Genomic DNA, 15,490 nt, shown 5'->3' with positions numbered 1-15,490 from the left:
CGTATAAACTTTGCGAACGAGGCAGAGAGTTGGCGACCCGGCCCCTGTCACCCCGGCCCCCCTCTGACCCCGCGTCATCGCAGACAGCGCCGTCCGCAACGCCCACGCGTCACCGTGTCTCCGAAGTGAGAGGCGACCCACCATGCCGCTGCATGTTCCCCCGGCTCCCGCGCCCGCCCTGCGCAGCGTCCTCGCGGCACTCGGTTCCCCCACCGCCGTCCGCGCGGCCCACACCCCCGCCCTGCGCGCCGCGCAGGGCCCGCTGACCCCCGAACTCCCGCTGCCGGTCCACGTGCTGGACCGCATCACCCCGGGCGCCCGCGCCCCGCACAGCCGACTGGCCGGCTGGCGCTTCCTCATCAGCGACGCGGGGAGCGCGGTCGCCGCGGCGGACACCATGCTCACCCCGGACGGCTGGGCCTTCTCGCACTTCTTCGAAGGGCCCTACATCGCCTCCACCCAGCGCGCGCTGCGCCAGGCCGAGGCGCTCACCACGGACGTCGAGGCCCGGCTGCTCTCGGTGCCCGAGCTGTACATGCTCACCCTGTGGCTGCGGCGCGACCTCACGGCCGACCCCGAGTCGGGCGAGCTGGACCCGGCCGACCTGCTGGTGCCGCTGGCGCCCGCCCCGCCCGGCATCTGCGCCCACCGGCCGCACCGGGTCTCCGAGCTGCTGCCGGTGATGACCCTGCGGCTCACCCCCGCGCCGCTGCTGAGCCAGCCCGCCTGACGGGCCGGCGGGCCCGCCGAGCCGGCCGGCCCGCCACCGCGGTCGCGCGCCTGCCAGGACCACCACAGCGCCCCGGAGCCCCCTGCGGCCCGGGGCGCTGTCGCGTACGCCCGCGCGCGCTCTCCTCCGTACGGGCTAGTCCGTAACGGTCAGTACGAACCACCCGAAGAGGCAGGGCAGTTGAGTTGAACCGGCCGCACGAGTGATGCGTCAATATGCGGTAGGAAGTGGTGCCGTGAAATCCCTGCGGATTGACGTCCGTGGGGCAACACTGGGAGCGCACCGACCGACTGAGCAACGGGGGGCGGCCATGAACACCGCATCGAGCCGCAGGACATTCACTACTACGACGCAGCGAGAGAACGCATCCATGTGCCAGCACCAGCCAGCCTGCCCGACAGCCGACTCCGCCGACCGGGAGGCCGCGCAGCTCGTGGCGCACCACCCGGAGCAGGGCTGGAGCCTGCTGTGCAACGGCGTCCTGATCTTCGAGGACACCGGTGAGCTGCTGCCGGACGGGCGGATCATCGCCCCGCACCGGGCACTGACCGCAGGACAGGTGGCGAAGGCCGCTTAGCGCGGGCCACGGGCACGGACGCCGCGCCGCGCCGCACAGGAGAACAGCACCGCACAAGAAGGGGCCGGCCCGGGGAGGAACTCCCCGCACCGGCCCCGACGTATGTCAGCCGTAGACGGCCCTACGTCAGTGGTCGTACTCGTCCAGCGGAGGGCAGGAGCAGACCAGGTTGCGGTCGCCGAAGGCGCCGTCGATGCGACGCACCGGCGGCCAGTACTTGTCGGCCTTCGAGACCCCGGCCGGGAAGACCGCCTCCTCGCGGCTGTACGCGTGGTTCCACTCGCCGCCCAGCGCCGCCGCCGTGTGCGGGGAGTTCGCCAGCGGGTTGTCGTCGGCGGGCCACTCGCCCGAGGCGACCTTTTCGATCTCGCCACGGATCGCGATCATCGTCTCGCAGAACCGGTCGATTTCGATCAGGTCCTCGGACTCGGTCGGCTCGATCATCAGCGTGCCGGCCACCGGGAACGACATGGTCGGCGCGTGGAAGCCGTAGTCGATCAGACGCTTGGCGATGTCGTCGACGCTGACGCCGGTCGCCTTCGAGAGCGGCCGCAGATCCACGATGCACTCGTGCGCCACCAGGCCGTTGGGGCCGGTGTAGAGCACCGGGTAGTGCGGCTCCAGGCGCTTGGCGATGTAGTTGGCCGCGAGGACCGCGACCTGCGTGGCGCGCTTGAGGCCCTCGGCACCCATCAGCCGGACGTACGCCCACGAGATCGGCAGGATGCCGGCCGAGCCCCAGGGGGCGGCCGAGATCGGGCCGACACCCGTCTCGGGGCCGGCGGTCGGCTGGAGCGGGTGGTTGGGCAGGTACGGCGCGAGGTGCGCGCGCACACCGACCGGGCCCACACCGGGGCCGCCGCCGCCGTGCGGGATGCAGAACGTCTTGTGCAGGTTCAGATGCGAGACGTCGCCGCCGAACTTGCCCGGCTTGGCGAGGCCCACCAGCGCGTTGAGGTTGGCGCCGTCCACATAGACCTGGCCGCCCGCGTCGTGCACCTCGCCGCAGATGTCCGCGACGTGCTCCTCGAACACCCCGTGCGTGGACGGGTAGGTGATCATCAGCACCGACAGCTCGTCGCGGTACTGCTCGATCTTGGCGCGCAGGTCCGCGATGTCGACCTCGCCGTCGTCGGCGGTCTTCACCACGACCACCTTCATCCCGGCCATCACGGCGCTGGCCGCGTTGGTGCCGTGGGCGGAGGACGGGATCAGACAGACCGTGCGCTGGTCGTCGCCGTTGGCGCGGTGGTAGGCGCGGACCGCGAGCAGACCCGCGAGCTCGCCCTGCGAACCGGCGTTGGGCTGGATGGACACCGCGTCGTACCCGGTGACCTCGGCGAGGCGCTCCTCCAGCTCATGGATGAGCGTGAGGTAGCCCCCGGCCTGCTCGACCGGCGCGAAGGGGTGGATCTGCCCGAACTCGGGCCAGGTGACCGGCTCCATCTCGGTGGTCGCGTTCAGCTTCATGGTGCAGGAGCCGAGCGGGATCATGCCGCGGTCCAGCGCGTAGTCACGGTCGGCGAGCTTGCGCAGGTAGCGCAGCATCGCGGTCTCGGAGCGGTGCTGGTGGAAGACCGGGTGGGTGAGGAACTCGTCGGTGCGCAGCAGCGCGCCCGGCAACGTGTCGGGGGCCGAGGCGTCCAGCGCCTCGATGTCGCCCTCGGCGCCGAAGGCGGCCCAGACGGCGGCGACGCGCTCGCGGTCGGTGGTCTCGTCGCAGGCGATCGAGACGGTGTCGGCGTCGACCAGGTGCAGGTTGACCGCGCCGTCCCGGGCGGCGGCGACGGCCTCGGCGGCCTTGCCGGGGACCCGGACGGTCAGCGTGTCGAAGTACGAGCCGTGCACGACCTCCACACCGGCGGCGCGCAGGCCCTCGGCGAGGATCACCGCGTACCGGTGGGTGCGGCGGGCGATCTGCCGCAGGCCGTCCGGGCCGTGGTAGACCGCGTACATGCCCGCCATGACGGCGAGCAGGACCTGCGCGGTGCAGATGTTGCTGGTGGCCTTCTCGCGGCGGATGTGCTGCTCGCGAGTCTGCAGCGCTAGGCGGTACGCCTTGTTGCCGTCCGCGTCGACGGACACGCCGACCAGACGACCGGGCAGGCTGCGGGCGAACTTCTCCTGGACCGCCATGTAGCCGGCGTGCGGGCCGCCGAAGCCCATGGGGACGCCGAAGCGCTGGGTGGTGCCGACGGCGATGTCCGCGCCGAGCTCGCCGGGCGAGGTCAGCAGGGTCAGGGCGAGCAGGTCGGCGGCGACGGTGACGATCGCGCCCAGCTCGTGGGCCTCGTCGATGACCGGCTTGAGGTCGCGGACCTCGCCGGAGGCGCCCGGGTACTGGAGCAGTACGCCGAACACACCGCGCTCGGCCACCTCGGCCGGGATGCCGCGGCTCAGGTCGGCGACGACGACCTCGACCCCCGTCGGCTCGGCACGCGTCTCTATGACGGCCACCGTCTGCGGCAGGGTGTCGGCGTCGACGAGGAAGACCCCGCCCTTGACCTTGCCGACGCGGCGGGAGAGCGCGAGCGCCTCGGCGGCCGCGGTGCCCTCGTCGAGCAGCGAGGCGCCGGAGGTGGGCAGTCCGGTGAGGTCGGCGACGACGGTCTGGAAGTTGAGCAGCGCCTCCAGTCGGCCCTGCGAGATCTCCGGCTGGTACGGCGTGTACGCCGTGTACCAGGCCGGGTTCTCCATGACGTTGCGCAGGATCACCGGCGGGGTGAACGTGCCGTAGTAGCCCAGGCCGATCATCGGCGCCAGGACCTTGTTGCGGTCGGCGAGGGAGCGCAGCTCGGCCAGGACCTCGGCCTCGGTGCGGGCGCCGGGCAGACCCAGCGCCTCGGCGCTCTTGATCACGTCCGGCACCGCCGCGGCGGTCAGCTCGTCGAGCGAGCCGTAGCCGACCTGCGCGAGCATCTTCGCCTGGGCCTCGGCGTCGGGCCCGATGTGACGCTGCTCGAAGGGGATGCCACGCTCGAGCTCGGTGAGCGGCATGCGGTTGGCGGTCATTACGGAGGCCTCCTGGTCTGCACGACCTGCGAGGGGCACCGCGGCGCGGGTGCCCGGACGGCCTCCCCCTCTGTCATCTCAACCTGAGAGCTTCACCGGGGCGCGTGGGGGCGTCCCGGCTTTCACCGTCGGTGAGGAAGGGGTGCGCGCTCGGGCCTTCGCCCGTACGTCCCCCGTCCTGCTTTCCAGAGTGACCTCGTCCGCGCGGTACGTGGGCCTGAGAGATTCCGGGGAGGATTTGCTCCTTCGGCGCCTCCGGACATCTTTCCGGAGGACTCTCCCGCACGGGGTCAGCAGCCATCGCCAGCCTACCAGCGCGTCCCGGCCCTGATCCTTCGAGTGGCCGACACCCCGGTTGTGCACTTTCGTAGTGTTACGAGCAGTTGCGACCTGTTGGAGGGACCGTGCAGACCGATATCGATCCGCGCAGCCTGATCGGCCGCAAGGCGTTCGACCGTAACGGCAACAAGATCGGCACGGTGGACGAGGTCTACCTCGACGACGCCACCGGAGTCCCCGAGTGGGCCGCCGTACGCACCGGCCTGTTCAGCCGGGACGCCTTCGTCCCCCTGGAGCCCAGCGCCCTCGTCGACGAGGCGCTGCACATCCCCTACGACCGGGCGCTGATCAAGGACGCTCCCGACTTCGGCGTCGGCCGCCACCTCTCCCCCGAACAGGAGCTCCAGCTCTACCACCACTACGGTCTGGACATCGCCGCCCCCGATCCGCTGCCCGGCACCGACCGGGACTTCGGACGGCTCGCGGGCGAGGAGGACGACGCCTGACCCAGCGCACCGCCGGGCTCTCCCGGTCCGCCGTCACCCGTCTGCTCCTGCCCGGCCCCTTCACCCGTCCGCCCGCCCGCCCCGTGCCCTGCCGGGTCCACCAGCGGCAGCGGCTCGGATGGCTCCAGGTCGGGGTCGTCCACCCGGAACGTCCGCACCCGGCCGGGCACGGGGGAAGTGGGCGTCTCGAACCGGACGGTCACCCGGCCCACTCCGCTGCCCTGCACCCAGCCGGGGCCGAAAACGCGGTGGTGCACATCGTGCCCTGCCAGCCAGCGCCGCTCGGCCGGGTCCACCGTCTCGGGCTGCTCGGGGGCCACCGCCTCCGCCTCGGTCCCGTCGGGCGCCGGCTCGGCCGGGTCCTGCCCGCCGGCCGCGCGCTCGCCCGCCGCCTGGGCGAAGAGGTCCTCCTGGGTGAAGTCGGCGAGGCCGCTGACCCCGACACCCAGCAGACGCACGCCGCCCGTGGTGTCGACGGAGTCGAGCAGCCGGCCGGCCGCCTCGCGCACCACGGCGAGGTCGTCCGTGGGCCCGCGCAGCGTCTCCGACCGGGTCAGGGTGGAGAAGTCGTATCTGCGGACCTTCAGGACGATCGTGCGGCCGGAGTGCCCGGACGCCCGCAGGCGCTGCACACAGCGGTCCGCGAGCCGTCCCACCTCGGTCATCACCCGCACCCGGTCGTGCAGGTCCACGTCGAAGGTGTCCTCCACCGACACCGACTTGGTGTCCCGCTCGGCCACCACCGGCCGGTCGTCCAGCCCGAGCGCCATCCGGTGCAGCGAGGCCCCGTGCGCCTTGCCCAGCAACCGGACGAGCTCGTCCTCCCCCGCCTCGGCCAGATCCGCCACCGTCGTCATCCCCGCCCTGCGCAGATGCTCACCCGTGGCGGGCCCCACGCCCGGCAGCGTCCTGACCGGCATCGGGGCGAGCAGCTCCCGCTCGGTGCCGGGCTCGATGAGCATCAGCCCGTTCGGCTTCGCCTCCTCCGAGGCGATCTTCGCGAGCATCTTGGACCCCGCCAGCCCCACCGACCCCGTCAGACCCGTCACCGCCAGGATGTCCGCACGCAGCCGCTGACCGGCCTCACGGGCCGACTGGGCGTCCCGCGCCACTCCCCCGGCCTCCAGGTCCACAAAGGCCTCGTCGAGGCTCAGCGGCTCCACCAGGGGCGACAACCGCCCCAGCAGCTCCATCACCTGCTCGCTGATCGAGCGGTAGAACGTGAAGCGCGGGACCAGATACGCGCCGTTGGGACAGAGCCGTCTCGCCTGCGCCATCGGCATCGCGGAGCGCGCGCCGAAGCGCCGTGCCTCGTACGACGCGGTGGCCACCACACCGCGCGGCCCCAGGCCGCCCACGATCACGGGTTTTCCGCGCAGGCTGGGCTTCGACGCCTGCTCTGCGGCGGCGAAGAAGGCATCCATGTCCAGATGCAGGATGGTCGGCGCGGCTCTCACACCACCGATGCTGCCTCACACCACTGACAATCGGCCCTCCCGGGCCCGGCCGCCCCTCAGACCGCGCGGTTGCGGCGCCGGGCCAGCTCGTCGGCCGGGTTGTTCCCGACCAGCGTCTCGCCGGTGTCGACCCGCTCGCCGTGCAGCTGGGACAGCGCGGTCTCCACATCGCGCCACACCACGCCGACCGCGATGCCGAAGACCCCCTGGCCGCCTTGGAGCAAGGTGACGACCTCGTCGGGCGAGGAGCACTCGTACACGGTCGCCCCGTCGCTCATCAGCGTCATCCGCTCCAGATCACGAAAGCCGCGCTCCCGCAGGTGCTGTACCGCGGTGCGGATGTTCTGGAGGGCGACCCCGGTGTCCAGGAATCGCTTGACGATCTTGAGGACCACGACGTCCCTGAAGCTGTACAGCCGCTGGGTGCCCGATCCGTACGCCGGACGCACACTGGGCTCGACCAGGCCGGTACGCGCCCAGTAGTCGAGCTGCCGGTAGGTGATCCCCGCCGCCGCGCACGCCGTCGGCCCCCGGTATCCGACGGTGTCGGCATCGTCCTCGCTGTCGTGAAGGGGGTGGCCACCACTCGTACCCGGCAGAGAGCTCGCAAGCGGATACGGCCCGCTCTCCCCCGGACGTCCGGGGGCCTCCCCTGCCGTACTGTCGCCGCCGCTGCTTCTCACGCCGACCCTCCGTCCTTGAACTGCCCTCACGACGGTAGGCAGTCACTCGGGGTGCGTCAACGATCGCCACACTCGGCACGCCGAGTGATAATCACCCTGAGAGTGGTTTCGCGTACCCCTCTTCCGGGAAAGGCTACTCGAATGCCCTGGAGCCGCCGGGTTTCACGGGGCTCCGGGCGCGCGGCTCACTGGCTGTTGGTGCCGAAGTCCTCGGGCGAGATCTGGTCGAGGAACTCGCGGAACTTCTCCACCTCGTCCTCCTGCTCGTCCGGGATGGCGATCCCCGCGTCGTCGAGCACCCCGTCACTGCCGTAGATCGGCGTGCCGGTGCGCAGGGCGAGCGCTATGGCGTCCGATGGCCGCGCGCTCACCTCGACCCCGCTGGCGAAGACCAGCTCCGCGTAGAAGACACCTTCGCGCAGGTCCGTGATGCGGACCTCGGTGAGCTCCTGACCCACGGCTTCCAGCACGTCCTTGAAAAGGTCGTGCGTCAGCGGCCGCGCCGGAGCCATCCCCTGCTGGGCGAAGGCGATCGCGGTCGCCTCCCCTGGACCGATCCAGATCGGGAGGTACCGATCGCCTCCCACTTCACGCAGGAGCACGATCGGTTGGTTGGAGGGCATTTCCACCCGGACACCCACGACGTCGAGCTCGTTCACACAGCAACCCTAGGACGTGCCCGGCCGGTTTGGGTAGTCGGGGACCCCCGAGGTCAGTGCAGCCGGACCCCGAGAGCGGTCTGGACCATGGCCGCGTGGAGCCGCACGGTGAGCGCCGCGAGCTCCCTGACGGTGGCCTCCGCATGCGCCCTGGTCTGCGGGTTGCGGTGCAGACGCAGGGGTGCGACCACCTGTTCGACCAGTCCGGCCTCGCGGTCGGCGGCGGCCTTCATGGCGCGAAGATGACGCGGTTCGAGACCGAATCGGCCCAGGTCCGCCACAAGACGTGCCACGTTCACCGACTCCGCGTCGTAGCCGCCCTCAGGACCGGACGAGATCAGCCCGTAGGACTCCCACTCGGTCAGCTCCGCCTCGGTGACCTCAGCGGCCACCAGAAGCTCCGTACGCCCCACACGGGACGCCGTGGGGCGCTCGGGGTCGCCCTCGCCCCCGCCGTCCGCCAGATCGCGCGCTCCGCCCGCGGTGGGCAGCGCCGGCTGCTCACCCCGGCCGAGCGCGTCCAGATGCTCGCGGATGACCTTCAGCGGAAGATAGTGGTCCCGCTGCATCCGCAGGACCTGGGCGAGCCGCTCGACGTCCTCGGGGCTGAACTTGCGGTACCCCGACGGCGTGCGCCGGGGTTCCACGAGCCCCTCGGACTCCAGGAAGCGGATCTTGGAAATGGTGACTTCGGGGAACTCCTCGCGCAGCTGGTTCAGCACCGTACCGATGCTCATCAGCCGGTCGCCCGCGGTGGCGGTGCCGTTTCCGGCACCGCCCGTCGGTGTGTGCAGCATGGGCCTTCCCTGATGGGTCTTCCCCCTTGCGGGTCCCCCCGGACGGAGTCTGGGAGAGGGTCAGACGCCGTGCTGGCTCGCGTAGAACACCAGCCGGTACTTCCCGATCTGCACCTCGTCGCCGTTGGACAGGTCGATCGAGTCGATCCGCTCCCGGTTCACATACGTGCCGTTGAGGCTGCCGACGTCCGAGACGGTGAAACGGCCGTCCGGGTTGCGACGGAACTCCACATGGCGGCGCGAGACGGTCACGTCGTCCAGGAAGATGTCGCTCTGCGGATGCCGGCCCGCCGTGGTCAGCTCGCTGTCCAGCAGGAAGCGGCTGCCCGAGTTGGGCCCGCGGCGCACCACCAGGAGGGCGGAGCCCAGCGGCAGCGCGTCCACCGCGGCCTGCGCCTCCGGCGACAGCGACGGCAGCGCCGTCTGGCCCGTCACCTCGGAGTCGTAGGCCTCCAGACCGGAGATCGAGATCGTCGACGTGGTCTCCGCGGCACGCTCGGGGACCGCACCCGGGCGCAGCGGCGCCCCGCAGTTGGAGCAGAAGCGGCTCGCGGCCGCGTTGCTGTGCCCGCACCTCGTACACACCGGCATGGACGGATCCTCCTGCCCCGGCTGGACCGCGTGGGAGCTGGTCGCGTACGGATCGGACGCGAACCCGCCACCCTGCCCCGCACTCGACGGGTCCTGGAAACCTATGCGGCCGGGACCGGCAGGGTCAACAGAAGACGCGCCCGGACCGCCCGGAATGTCGCCACCGGGGTGGCCCACCTCATCGCGGAACAGCGGGCGCTCGCCGCCCTGCTCCTCCGTCTGTCCACGACCCCGGGCACGGTGCCGGGCGGAGCCGGAGCCACCGTCCTCACGTGCGCTCTTGCCGAACAACTTCGCAAACAACTTCACGGGCGATTCCCCTTGACCGAAACAGACCCGCCCGTGGGGCAGGACGAACCCAGAATCAACACACCGGCCGACCCGGACATCCTCACAACGTCCGTATCCGCCAAACAGTTTCCACCACGCACCACGAGTTGGGTGCGCCGACCCCCCGCAAGCTCATGCCCTTGTGCGGTCCGGGACATGCGGCCCCGCGTCACCGCGAGGACGACCGAGCGTAATCAGGCCGCTTCACCGGTCGCAAGGCATCCACGACGATCTTGTCGGAACGGACCACCGTGGCCGTGGCCTGCTCCTTCTCCAGAGTCTGCACCACACCGCCGGGGATGTTGAGCGCGGGTTCGAGATCCTGTGGCTTCCCGATCACCTTGAAGACGTAAGGCGCGGTGGCCCGGTGGCCGTCGATCTCGATACCGCCGTCCGCGTCCGAGAAATAGGTGTTGGCGACCACCCGGACGTCGTTGACCTGGATGGCCTCCGCGCCGGCCGCCCGCAGCTCCTGGATGGTGTCGAGCAGTTTGTCCGCCTCGACCGCCTTCTTGGAGTCGGTGATGGTCAGCGTGATGCCGGGGCCCTGAGCGGCGACCGTGCCGGCCAGGATGCCCAGCTGGCGCTCCTTCTCCAGGGTCTGCTTGCGCGCCTCCGCCGCCTGGTTGGAGCTGGTCTCCAGCTCGGTGCGCTGCCCCTCCAGCCGCGTCTTCTCGTCCTCCAGCCGCTTGGTACGGGAGTCGAGCTCGTCGAGGATGCGCACCAGGTCCTCCTGGCGCGCCCCGCGCAGCGCGCTGTTGTCGCTGGTGGAGCGGACCTGGATGGCCAGTCCCAGCCCCAGCACGAACAGCAGCAGGGCCACGATCAGTTGGGCCCGGGTCACCCGCGGCGGCCACAGCCCGGCGGCCAGCCGCTGGCGGCCCGTCACCTGCGGACCCGAAGGCTCCTGGGGCTCGGGGGCGGGCGCGGGGGGCGCCGGGGGCGGGCCGGGAGGCACCGGCGTACCAGGGGTTACCGGTGTACCGGCGGAATTCGGCAGGCCGGGGGCGCCGGGCGTGTCGGGCCGAGGCGGCTCCGGCGTGGAAGGAGTGCCTCCGGCGCCCGGACCCGGCGTGCGCCCCGGCTCCTGCGCGGGCGTTTCTTCGCTGCTCATCGGCCTCACGCCCGGAAGACGTGGCGGCGGATGGCCGCGGCGTTGGAGAAGATCCGGATGCCGAGCACGACGACCACGCCGGTCGACAGCTGCGCGCCCACCCCCAGCTTGTCACCGAGGAACACGATCAGGGCCGCCACCACGACGTTCGACAGGAAGGACACCACGAAGACCTTGTCGACGAAGATGCCGTCGAGCATGGCCCGCAGACCACCGAAGACCGCGTCCAGCGCGGCGACGACGGCGATGGGCAGATACGGCTCGACCACCGCGGGCACCTCGGGCCGGACCAACAGTCCGACCACGACTCCCACGACGAGGCCAAGTACGGCGATCACGATGTGCCTTTCCTTGTGGCGGCCGCGCCCCTGCCGGCGCCGGTGGCCTGCGGCTGTGCTGTACGTACGATCAGGCTCGGCGCGGCCGGCAGGCGCACCTCTGTCTGCTCCGAGATGCTGGAACGGATGCCGTAGTTCTCCTGGAGCACATGGAGGTACTGGCCGTCGGCACTGTCCTGGAAGGCGGTGCTGAGCTTCTTGCCGTCCCCCACCGCGAGCACCGTGTACGGCGGCACCAGCGGCCTGTTGTCGACCAGTATGGCGTCGCCCGCCGCCCTGATCGCCGAAAGAGCGGTCAGCCGCTGTCCGTTGATGGCGACGGCCTCCGCGCCCGACTGCCACAGGCCGTTGACCACGCGCTGCATGTCCCGGTCGCGGACCCGGCCGGTGTCGGAGAAGCCGCTGTTCTCGCGCGGGCCGCCACCGCCGCCCGTCTCGGTGTTCTTGGCGTCGTCGACGACCAGCTTCACCCCGGGGCCGTGCACCTCGGTCGCGCCCGACAGCAGAGCGACCAGTTCACCCTGGTCACCGCCGTGTTTCTCCAGTGCCTTGCGCTGGCGGTCACCGACCTCGCCACGCAGGGAGTCGACCCGCTTCTGCAGGTCGTCGGCCGCCTTGGTCTCCGCCTCCACGCGCCCGATCAGCTCCTGGCGCTCCTTGGCCACCACGGGCGCCGTTATCCGCGCCTGCGCGGCACCGACGGTCACCACCACGGCGGCGAGCACCAGACCTGCGGCCAGCCCGAGCTTCGCGCTCAGGGTACGGGGCATGCCCTCGTGACCCTCGGCCCTGCGCCGGGCCGTCGCCTCCGCGTACCCGTCGTCGAGGGCGTGGTCCATCACATTGGTCAGCAGCGACATGGACGCGTCGGGGCGGGACGGCGGAGACGGAGTGCTCCGAACGGGGGGCTGCTGCGACATGCCGCACATCGTCGCACGTCGGCGCCCCTGCCGCCGAATGGCCCCACCGGTGTGCCGGGCGGCGTCCCATGACACCGCCCGGCACCCGGTACGGACCTCAGTGGCCCGCGCTGTCCACGATCGCGGACCACTCGTCGAGCAGCGCCTGCGCGGAGGCGTCGTCGGGCCCTTCGGCCCACAGATGGGTGACCGCCTCGGCGGGGTCGGGCAGCACCATCACCCAGCGCCCGTCCGCCTCGACCACGCGGACACCGTCGGTGGTGTCCACCGAGCGGTCCCCGGCGGCCTCCACCACACGACGCATGACCATGCCCTTGACCGCCCACGGCGTGGCCAGGTCCCTGCGCAGCACATGAGCACGCGGTATCCGCGCGTCGATCTGGCTGAGCGTCAGCTGCGTCCGGGCCACCAGACCGATGAGGCGTACGAAGGCGGCGGCACCGTCGAAGACGCTGCTGAACTCGGGAATGATGAACCCGCCGCGTCCGTCGCCACCGAAGATGGTCGACTCCTCACGGCCCACCCGCGTCAGGTCGTCGGCCGATGTGGTCGTCCACTCCACCTGCGTACCGTGGTACGCGGCGACCTGCTCGGCGATACGGGTCGTGGTCACCGGCAGCGCCACCCGCCCGCTGCGCCGCTCGGCCGCGACCAGGTCGAGCATCACCAGGAGCGCCCGGTCGTCCTCGACGATCCGGCCCCGCTCGTCGACGAGCGACAGCTTCTCGCCCACCGGGTCGAACCGCACACCGAACGCGGCACGGGACGATGCCACGATCTCGCCGAGCCGCACCAGACCGGCCCGCCGGGCGTCGGCCGTCTCGGTCGGCCGCGACTCGTCGAGCCCCGGATTGATGACGAGCGAGTCGACCTGGAGCCGCCCGAGCAGACTGGGCAGGACCAGCCCCGCACTGCCGTTGGAGGCGTCGACCACGACCTTCAGCCCGGCCTCCGCGACGCCGGTCGTGTCGACCTTGCGCAGCAGCGATCCGGTGTACGAGTCGAAGACGCTGCTCGGGAACTGCAGGTCACCGATCTCACCGGGGAACGCACGCCGGTACTCCTGACGGGCGTAGACCCGGTCCAGCTTGCGCTGCCCGGCCTGGGAGAGGTCCGCGCCCCGCTCGTCGAAGAACATGATGTCCACGGAGTCCGGCACACCGGGCGAGGTCCGGATCATGATGCCACCGGCACTGCCTCGCGCGGTCTGCTGTCTGGCCACCGGCAGCGGCACGTTCTCCAGATCGCGTACGTCGATGGCGCTGGCCTGGAGTGCCGAGATCACCGCGCGCTTCAGTGCGCGCGCACCACGCGAGTGGTCACGGGCCGTGGTGACGGTCGAGCCCTTCTTCAGCGTCGTCGCGTACGCACCGGCCAGCCGTACCGCCAGCTCCGGGGTGATCTCCACGTTCAGGACGCCGGAGACACCGCGCGCCCCGAAGAGATGGGCCTGGCCGCGCGACTCCCAGATCACCGAGGTGTTGACGAACGCGCCCGCCTCGATGGTCTTGAACGGGTAGACGCGGACATTGCCCTGAATGATCGATTCCTCACCGACCAGACACTCGTCCCCGATGACGGCCCCGTCCTCGATCCGGGCCGCCCGCATGATGTCGGTGTTCCTGCCGATCACACAGCCGCGCAGGTTGCTGTGCTGCCCGATGTAGACGTTGTCGTGGACGACCGCCTTGTGGAGGAAGGCGCCCTCCTTCACGACGACGTTGGAGCCGATGACCGTGTGCTCGCGGATCTCGGCACCGGCTTCGACCTTCGCGTAGTCGCCGATGTAGAGCGGGCCGCGCAGCTCGGCGTCCGGGTGGACCTCGGCGCCCTCCGCGACCCAGACGCCTGGCGAGATCTCGAAGCCGTCGATGTCGACATCGACCTTGCCTTCGAGGACGTCGGCCTGCGCCTTCACATAGCTCTCGTGCGTGCCCACGTCCTCCCAGTAGCCCTCGGCGACATAGCCGTAGATCGGCTTGCCCTCCTTCATCAGCTGAGGGAAGACGTCACCGGACCAGTCGACGGACGTGTCGGCCTCGACGTAGTCGAAGACCTCCGGCTCCATCACATAGATTCCGGTGTTCACCGTGTCCGAGAAGACCTGGCCCCAGGTCGGCTTCTCCAGGAAGCGCTCGACCTTTCCCTCTTCGTCCACGATGGTGATGCCGAATTCCAGCGGGTTGGGCACCCGGGTCAGGCACACCGTGACCAGTGCGCCCTTCTCCTTGTGGAAGTTGATGAGATCCGTCAGATCGAAATCGGTGAGGGCATCACCGGAGATGACGAGGAAGGCATCGTCCTTCAGGGCCTCTTCGGCGTTCTTGACGCTGCCCGCGGTGCCGAGCGGCTTCTCCTCATGGGCATAGGTGAGCTCCATTCCGAGCTCTTCTCCGTCGCCGAAGTAGTTCTTGACCAGCGAGGCCAGGAACTGCACGGTTACGACGGTTTCATGCAGCCCATGCCGCTTGAGCAGCCGTAGCACATGCTCCATGATCGGCCGGTTGGCCACCGGCAGGAGCGGCTTGGGCATGCTCGAGGTCATGGGGCGAAGGCGTGTTCCTTCGCCACCGGCCATCACGACGGCCTTCATGTCGGAAGCGTCCTCCTTGACGAGACAACGGTCTAGCCGACTGCACCCGTCCGGGTGGGATCCCTGGCATCAAGCGCGGATCCCTCGGCTCCGAAGGACCGCCGACGAGCTCAATCGGCCTCTGAGTCCGCCTTGACCAGCCGGCGGACCTGAACCACATACAGGATCCCTGCCCACCAATACAGAGTTGTACCCCATCCGGCGAACGCCCATCCGAAAATCGCTGCCAGATCCGCGAGCCATCCGCTTCCATCGCTCAGCAGTAGCAACGGGAAGGCGTACATGAGGTTGAAGGTGGCGGCCTTACCCAGGAAGTTCACCTGCGGCGGCGGATAGCCGTGCCTGCGGAGGATTCCCACCATCACCAGAAGCATCAGCTCCCGGGCCAGAAGGGCAGCGGTCAACCAAAGAGGCAGAATCTCCCGCCAGGTGAGCCCGACGAGGGTGGAAAGGATGTACAGCCGGTCCGCGGCCGGGTCGAGCAGCCGGCCGAGACTGCTGATCTGGTTCCAGCGCCGGGCGAGCTTGCCGTCCAGGTAGTCACTGACACCGCTGAGCGCCAGGACGAGCAATGCCCAGCCATCGCTCTTGGGCCCGCCGAACTCGGGGCGGAGGATCAGCCACAGGAACACGGGTACGCCGACGAGGCGCGCCATGCTGAGGATGTTGGGGATGGTGAGCACCCGGTCCGTCTGAACGCGAGTCTCCTGGACCTCCACCCGGGGGCCTCCTGTGAACGTGCCAACGATGCCCCCTGACCTTACCGGCAGCGCAAGGGCACGAGTGCACAGGGGTGCGAGGCCGATCCGAACGGGTCCTGAACGCAAAAATGCCTCAACCCCCGGCCCAAAAGGGCACGGGGGTTGAGGCTAAAGATTGTTCGGCGGCGTCCTACTCTCCCACA

The 15,490-nt window shown here is 70.4% G+C and carries 14 protein-coding genes and 2 riboswitches; of the genes, 3 read left to right on the top strand and 11 right to left on the bottom strand.

Annotated features, from left to right (window positions below):
* Positions 1 to 142: 142 nt before the first annotated feature.
* Both ACZ4MU_RS16460 and ACZ4MU_RS16455 read left to right on the top strand, forming a co-directional pair.
* Positions 143 to 730, top strand: a complete 588-nt coding sequence (locus ACZ4MU_RS16460) for a hypothetical protein (RefSeq protein WP_467876424.1) — start codon at positions 143 to 145, stop codon at positions 728 to 730.
* A gap of 370 nt (positions 731 to 1,100) precedes the next feature.
* Positions 1,101 to 1,307: a DUF5999 family protein gene (locus tag ACZ4MU_RS16455; RefSeq protein ID WP_067155431.1), complete on the top strand. Its 207-nt coding sequence runs from the start codon at positions 1,101 to 1,103 to the stop codon at positions 1,305 to 1,307.
* Between the two features lie 126 nt (positions 1,308 to 1,433).
* On the opposite strand, the gene gcvP is transcribed toward ACZ4MU_RS16455, so the two are convergent.
* The gene (gene gcvP, locus ACZ4MU_RS16450; RefSeq protein ID WP_467876421.1) at positions 1,434 to 4,319 is read right to left on the bottom strand and encodes an aminomethyl-transferring glycine dehydrogenase; all 2,886 of its coding nucleotides are present in this window, start codon (positions 4,317 to 4,319) and stop codon (positions 1,434 to 1,436) included.
* A 60-nt stretch (positions 4,320 to 4,379) separates the two neighbouring features.
* Positions 4,380 to 4,514: riboswitch (glycine riboswitch) on the bottom strand.
* A riboswitch (glycine riboswitch) is annotated at positions 4,515 to 4,612 on the bottom strand.
* A 111-nt stretch (positions 4,613 to 4,723) separates the two neighbouring features.
* Between gcvP and ACZ4MU_RS16445 the strand changes: the two genes are divergently transcribed.
* The gene (locus tag ACZ4MU_RS16445; protein ID WP_467876418.1) at positions 4,724 to 5,104 is read left to right on the top strand and encodes a PRC-barrel domain-containing protein; all 381 of its coding nucleotides are present in this window, start codon (positions 4,724 to 4,726) and stop codon (positions 5,102 to 5,104) included.
* On the opposite strand, the gene ACZ4MU_RS16440 is transcribed toward ACZ4MU_RS16445, so the two are convergent.
* From ACZ4MU_RS16440 to ACZ4MU_RS16395, 10 genes are all read right to left on the bottom strand, one after another.
* Entirely contained in the window at positions 5,017 to 6,561 is a 1,545-nt protein-coding gene (locus tag ACZ4MU_RS16440) for a DNA polymerase IV (RefSeq protein WP_467876414.1), read from the bottom strand. The genes ACZ4MU_RS16445 and ACZ4MU_RS16440 overlap by 88 nt on opposite strands.
* A gap of 56 nt (positions 6,562 to 6,617) precedes the next feature.
* Complete coding sequence (locus ACZ4MU_RS16435; protein WP_467876411.1) at positions 6,618 to 7,244, bottom strand: MerR family transcriptional regulator; 627 nt, start codon at positions 7,242 to 7,244, stop codon at positions 6,618 to 6,620.
* A gap of 185 nt (positions 7,245 to 7,429) precedes the next feature.
* The gene (locus tag ACZ4MU_RS16430; RefSeq protein WP_006123076.1) at positions 7,430 to 7,903 is read right to left on the bottom strand and encodes a bifunctional nuclease family protein; all 474 of its coding nucleotides are present in this window, start codon (positions 7,901 to 7,903) and stop codon (positions 7,430 to 7,432) included.
* A gap of 53 nt (positions 7,904 to 7,956) precedes the next feature.
* Positions 7,957 to 8,700, bottom strand: a complete 744-nt coding sequence (ftsR, locus tag ACZ4MU_RS16425) for a transcriptional regulator FtsR (protein ID WP_467876408.1) — start codon at positions 8,698 to 8,700, stop codon at positions 7,957 to 7,959.
* Between the two features lie 60 nt (positions 8,701 to 8,760).
* Positions 8,761 to 9,708: an FHA domain-containing protein gene (locus ACZ4MU_RS16420; protein ID WP_467877191.1), complete on the bottom strand. Its 948-nt coding sequence runs from the start codon at positions 9,706 to 9,708 to the stop codon at positions 8,761 to 8,763.
* Positions 9,709 to 9,790: 82 nt separating this feature from the next.
* On the bottom strand, positions 9,791 to 10,735 hold the full coding sequence (locus tag ACZ4MU_RS16415; protein WP_467876405.1) for a DUF881 domain-containing protein: 945 nt from the start codon (positions 10,733 to 10,735) through the stop codon (positions 9,791 to 9,793).
* A 5-nt stretch (positions 10,736 to 10,740) separates the two neighbouring features.
* On the bottom strand, positions 10,741 to 11,073 hold the full coding sequence (locus ACZ4MU_RS16410; protein WP_003970459.1) for a small basic family protein: 333 nt from the start codon (positions 11,071 to 11,073) through the stop codon (positions 10,741 to 10,743).
* A complete protein-coding gene (locus ACZ4MU_RS16405) occupies positions 11,070 to 12,002 on the bottom strand; it encodes a DUF881 domain-containing protein (RefSeq protein WP_467876403.1) in 933 nt (310 codons plus the stop codon). The genes ACZ4MU_RS16410 and ACZ4MU_RS16405 overlap by 4 nt, the downstream gene beginning before the upstream one ends.
* Before the next feature lie 88 nt (positions 12,003 to 12,090).
* On the bottom strand, positions 12,091 to 14,586 hold the full coding sequence (locus tag ACZ4MU_RS16400; protein WP_467876401.1) for a sugar phosphate nucleotidyltransferase: 2,496 nt from the start codon (positions 14,584 to 14,586) through the stop codon (positions 12,091 to 12,093).
* A gap of 110 nt (positions 14,587 to 14,696) precedes the next feature.
* Positions 14,697 to 15,305, bottom strand: coding sequence for a CDP-alcohol phosphatidyltransferase family protein (locus tag ACZ4MU_RS16395; RefSeq protein WP_467876399.1), 609 nt, complete (start codon positions 15,303 to 15,305; stop codon positions 14,697 to 14,699).
* Between the last annotated feature and the right edge of the window lie 185 nt (positions 15,306 to 15,490).

The organism is Streptomyces sp. NPDC026377, assembly GCF_055567715.1.
The sequence above is the reverse complement of the archived record's forward strand: the minus strand, read 5'-3'. Positions and strand labels throughout refer to the sequence as shown.

Bases quoted from the DNA above. Each gene is read 5' to 3' on its own strand.
- ACZ4MU_RS16460 (WP_467876424.1), top strand. From the start codon at position 143: ATGCCGCTGCATGTTCCCCCGGCTCCCGCGCCCGCCCTGCGCAGCGTC.
- ACZ4MU_RS16455 (WP_067155431.1), top strand. From the start codon at position 1,101: ATGTGCCAGCACCAGCCAGCCTGCCCGACAGCCGACTCCGCCGACCGG.
- gcvP (WP_467876421.1), bottom strand. From the start codon at position 4,319: ATGACCGCCAACCGCATGCCGCTCACCGAGCTCGAGCGTGGCATCCCC.
- ftsR (WP_467876408.1), bottom strand. From the start codon at position 8,700: ATGCTGCACACACCGACGGGCGGTGCCGGAAACGGCACCGCCACCGCG.
- ACZ4MU_RS16415 (WP_467876405.1), bottom strand. From the start codon at position 10,735: ATGAGCAGCGAAGAAACGCCCGCGCAGGAGCCGGGGCGCACGCCGGGT.
- ACZ4MU_RS16405 (WP_467876403.1), bottom strand. From the start codon at position 12,002: ATGTGCGGCATGTCGCAGCAGCCCCCCGTTCGGAGCACTCCGTCTCCG.
- ACZ4MU_RS16400 (WP_467876401.1), bottom strand. From the start codon at position 14,586: ATGAAGGCCGTCGTGATGGCCGGTGGCGAAGGAACACGCCTTCGCCCC.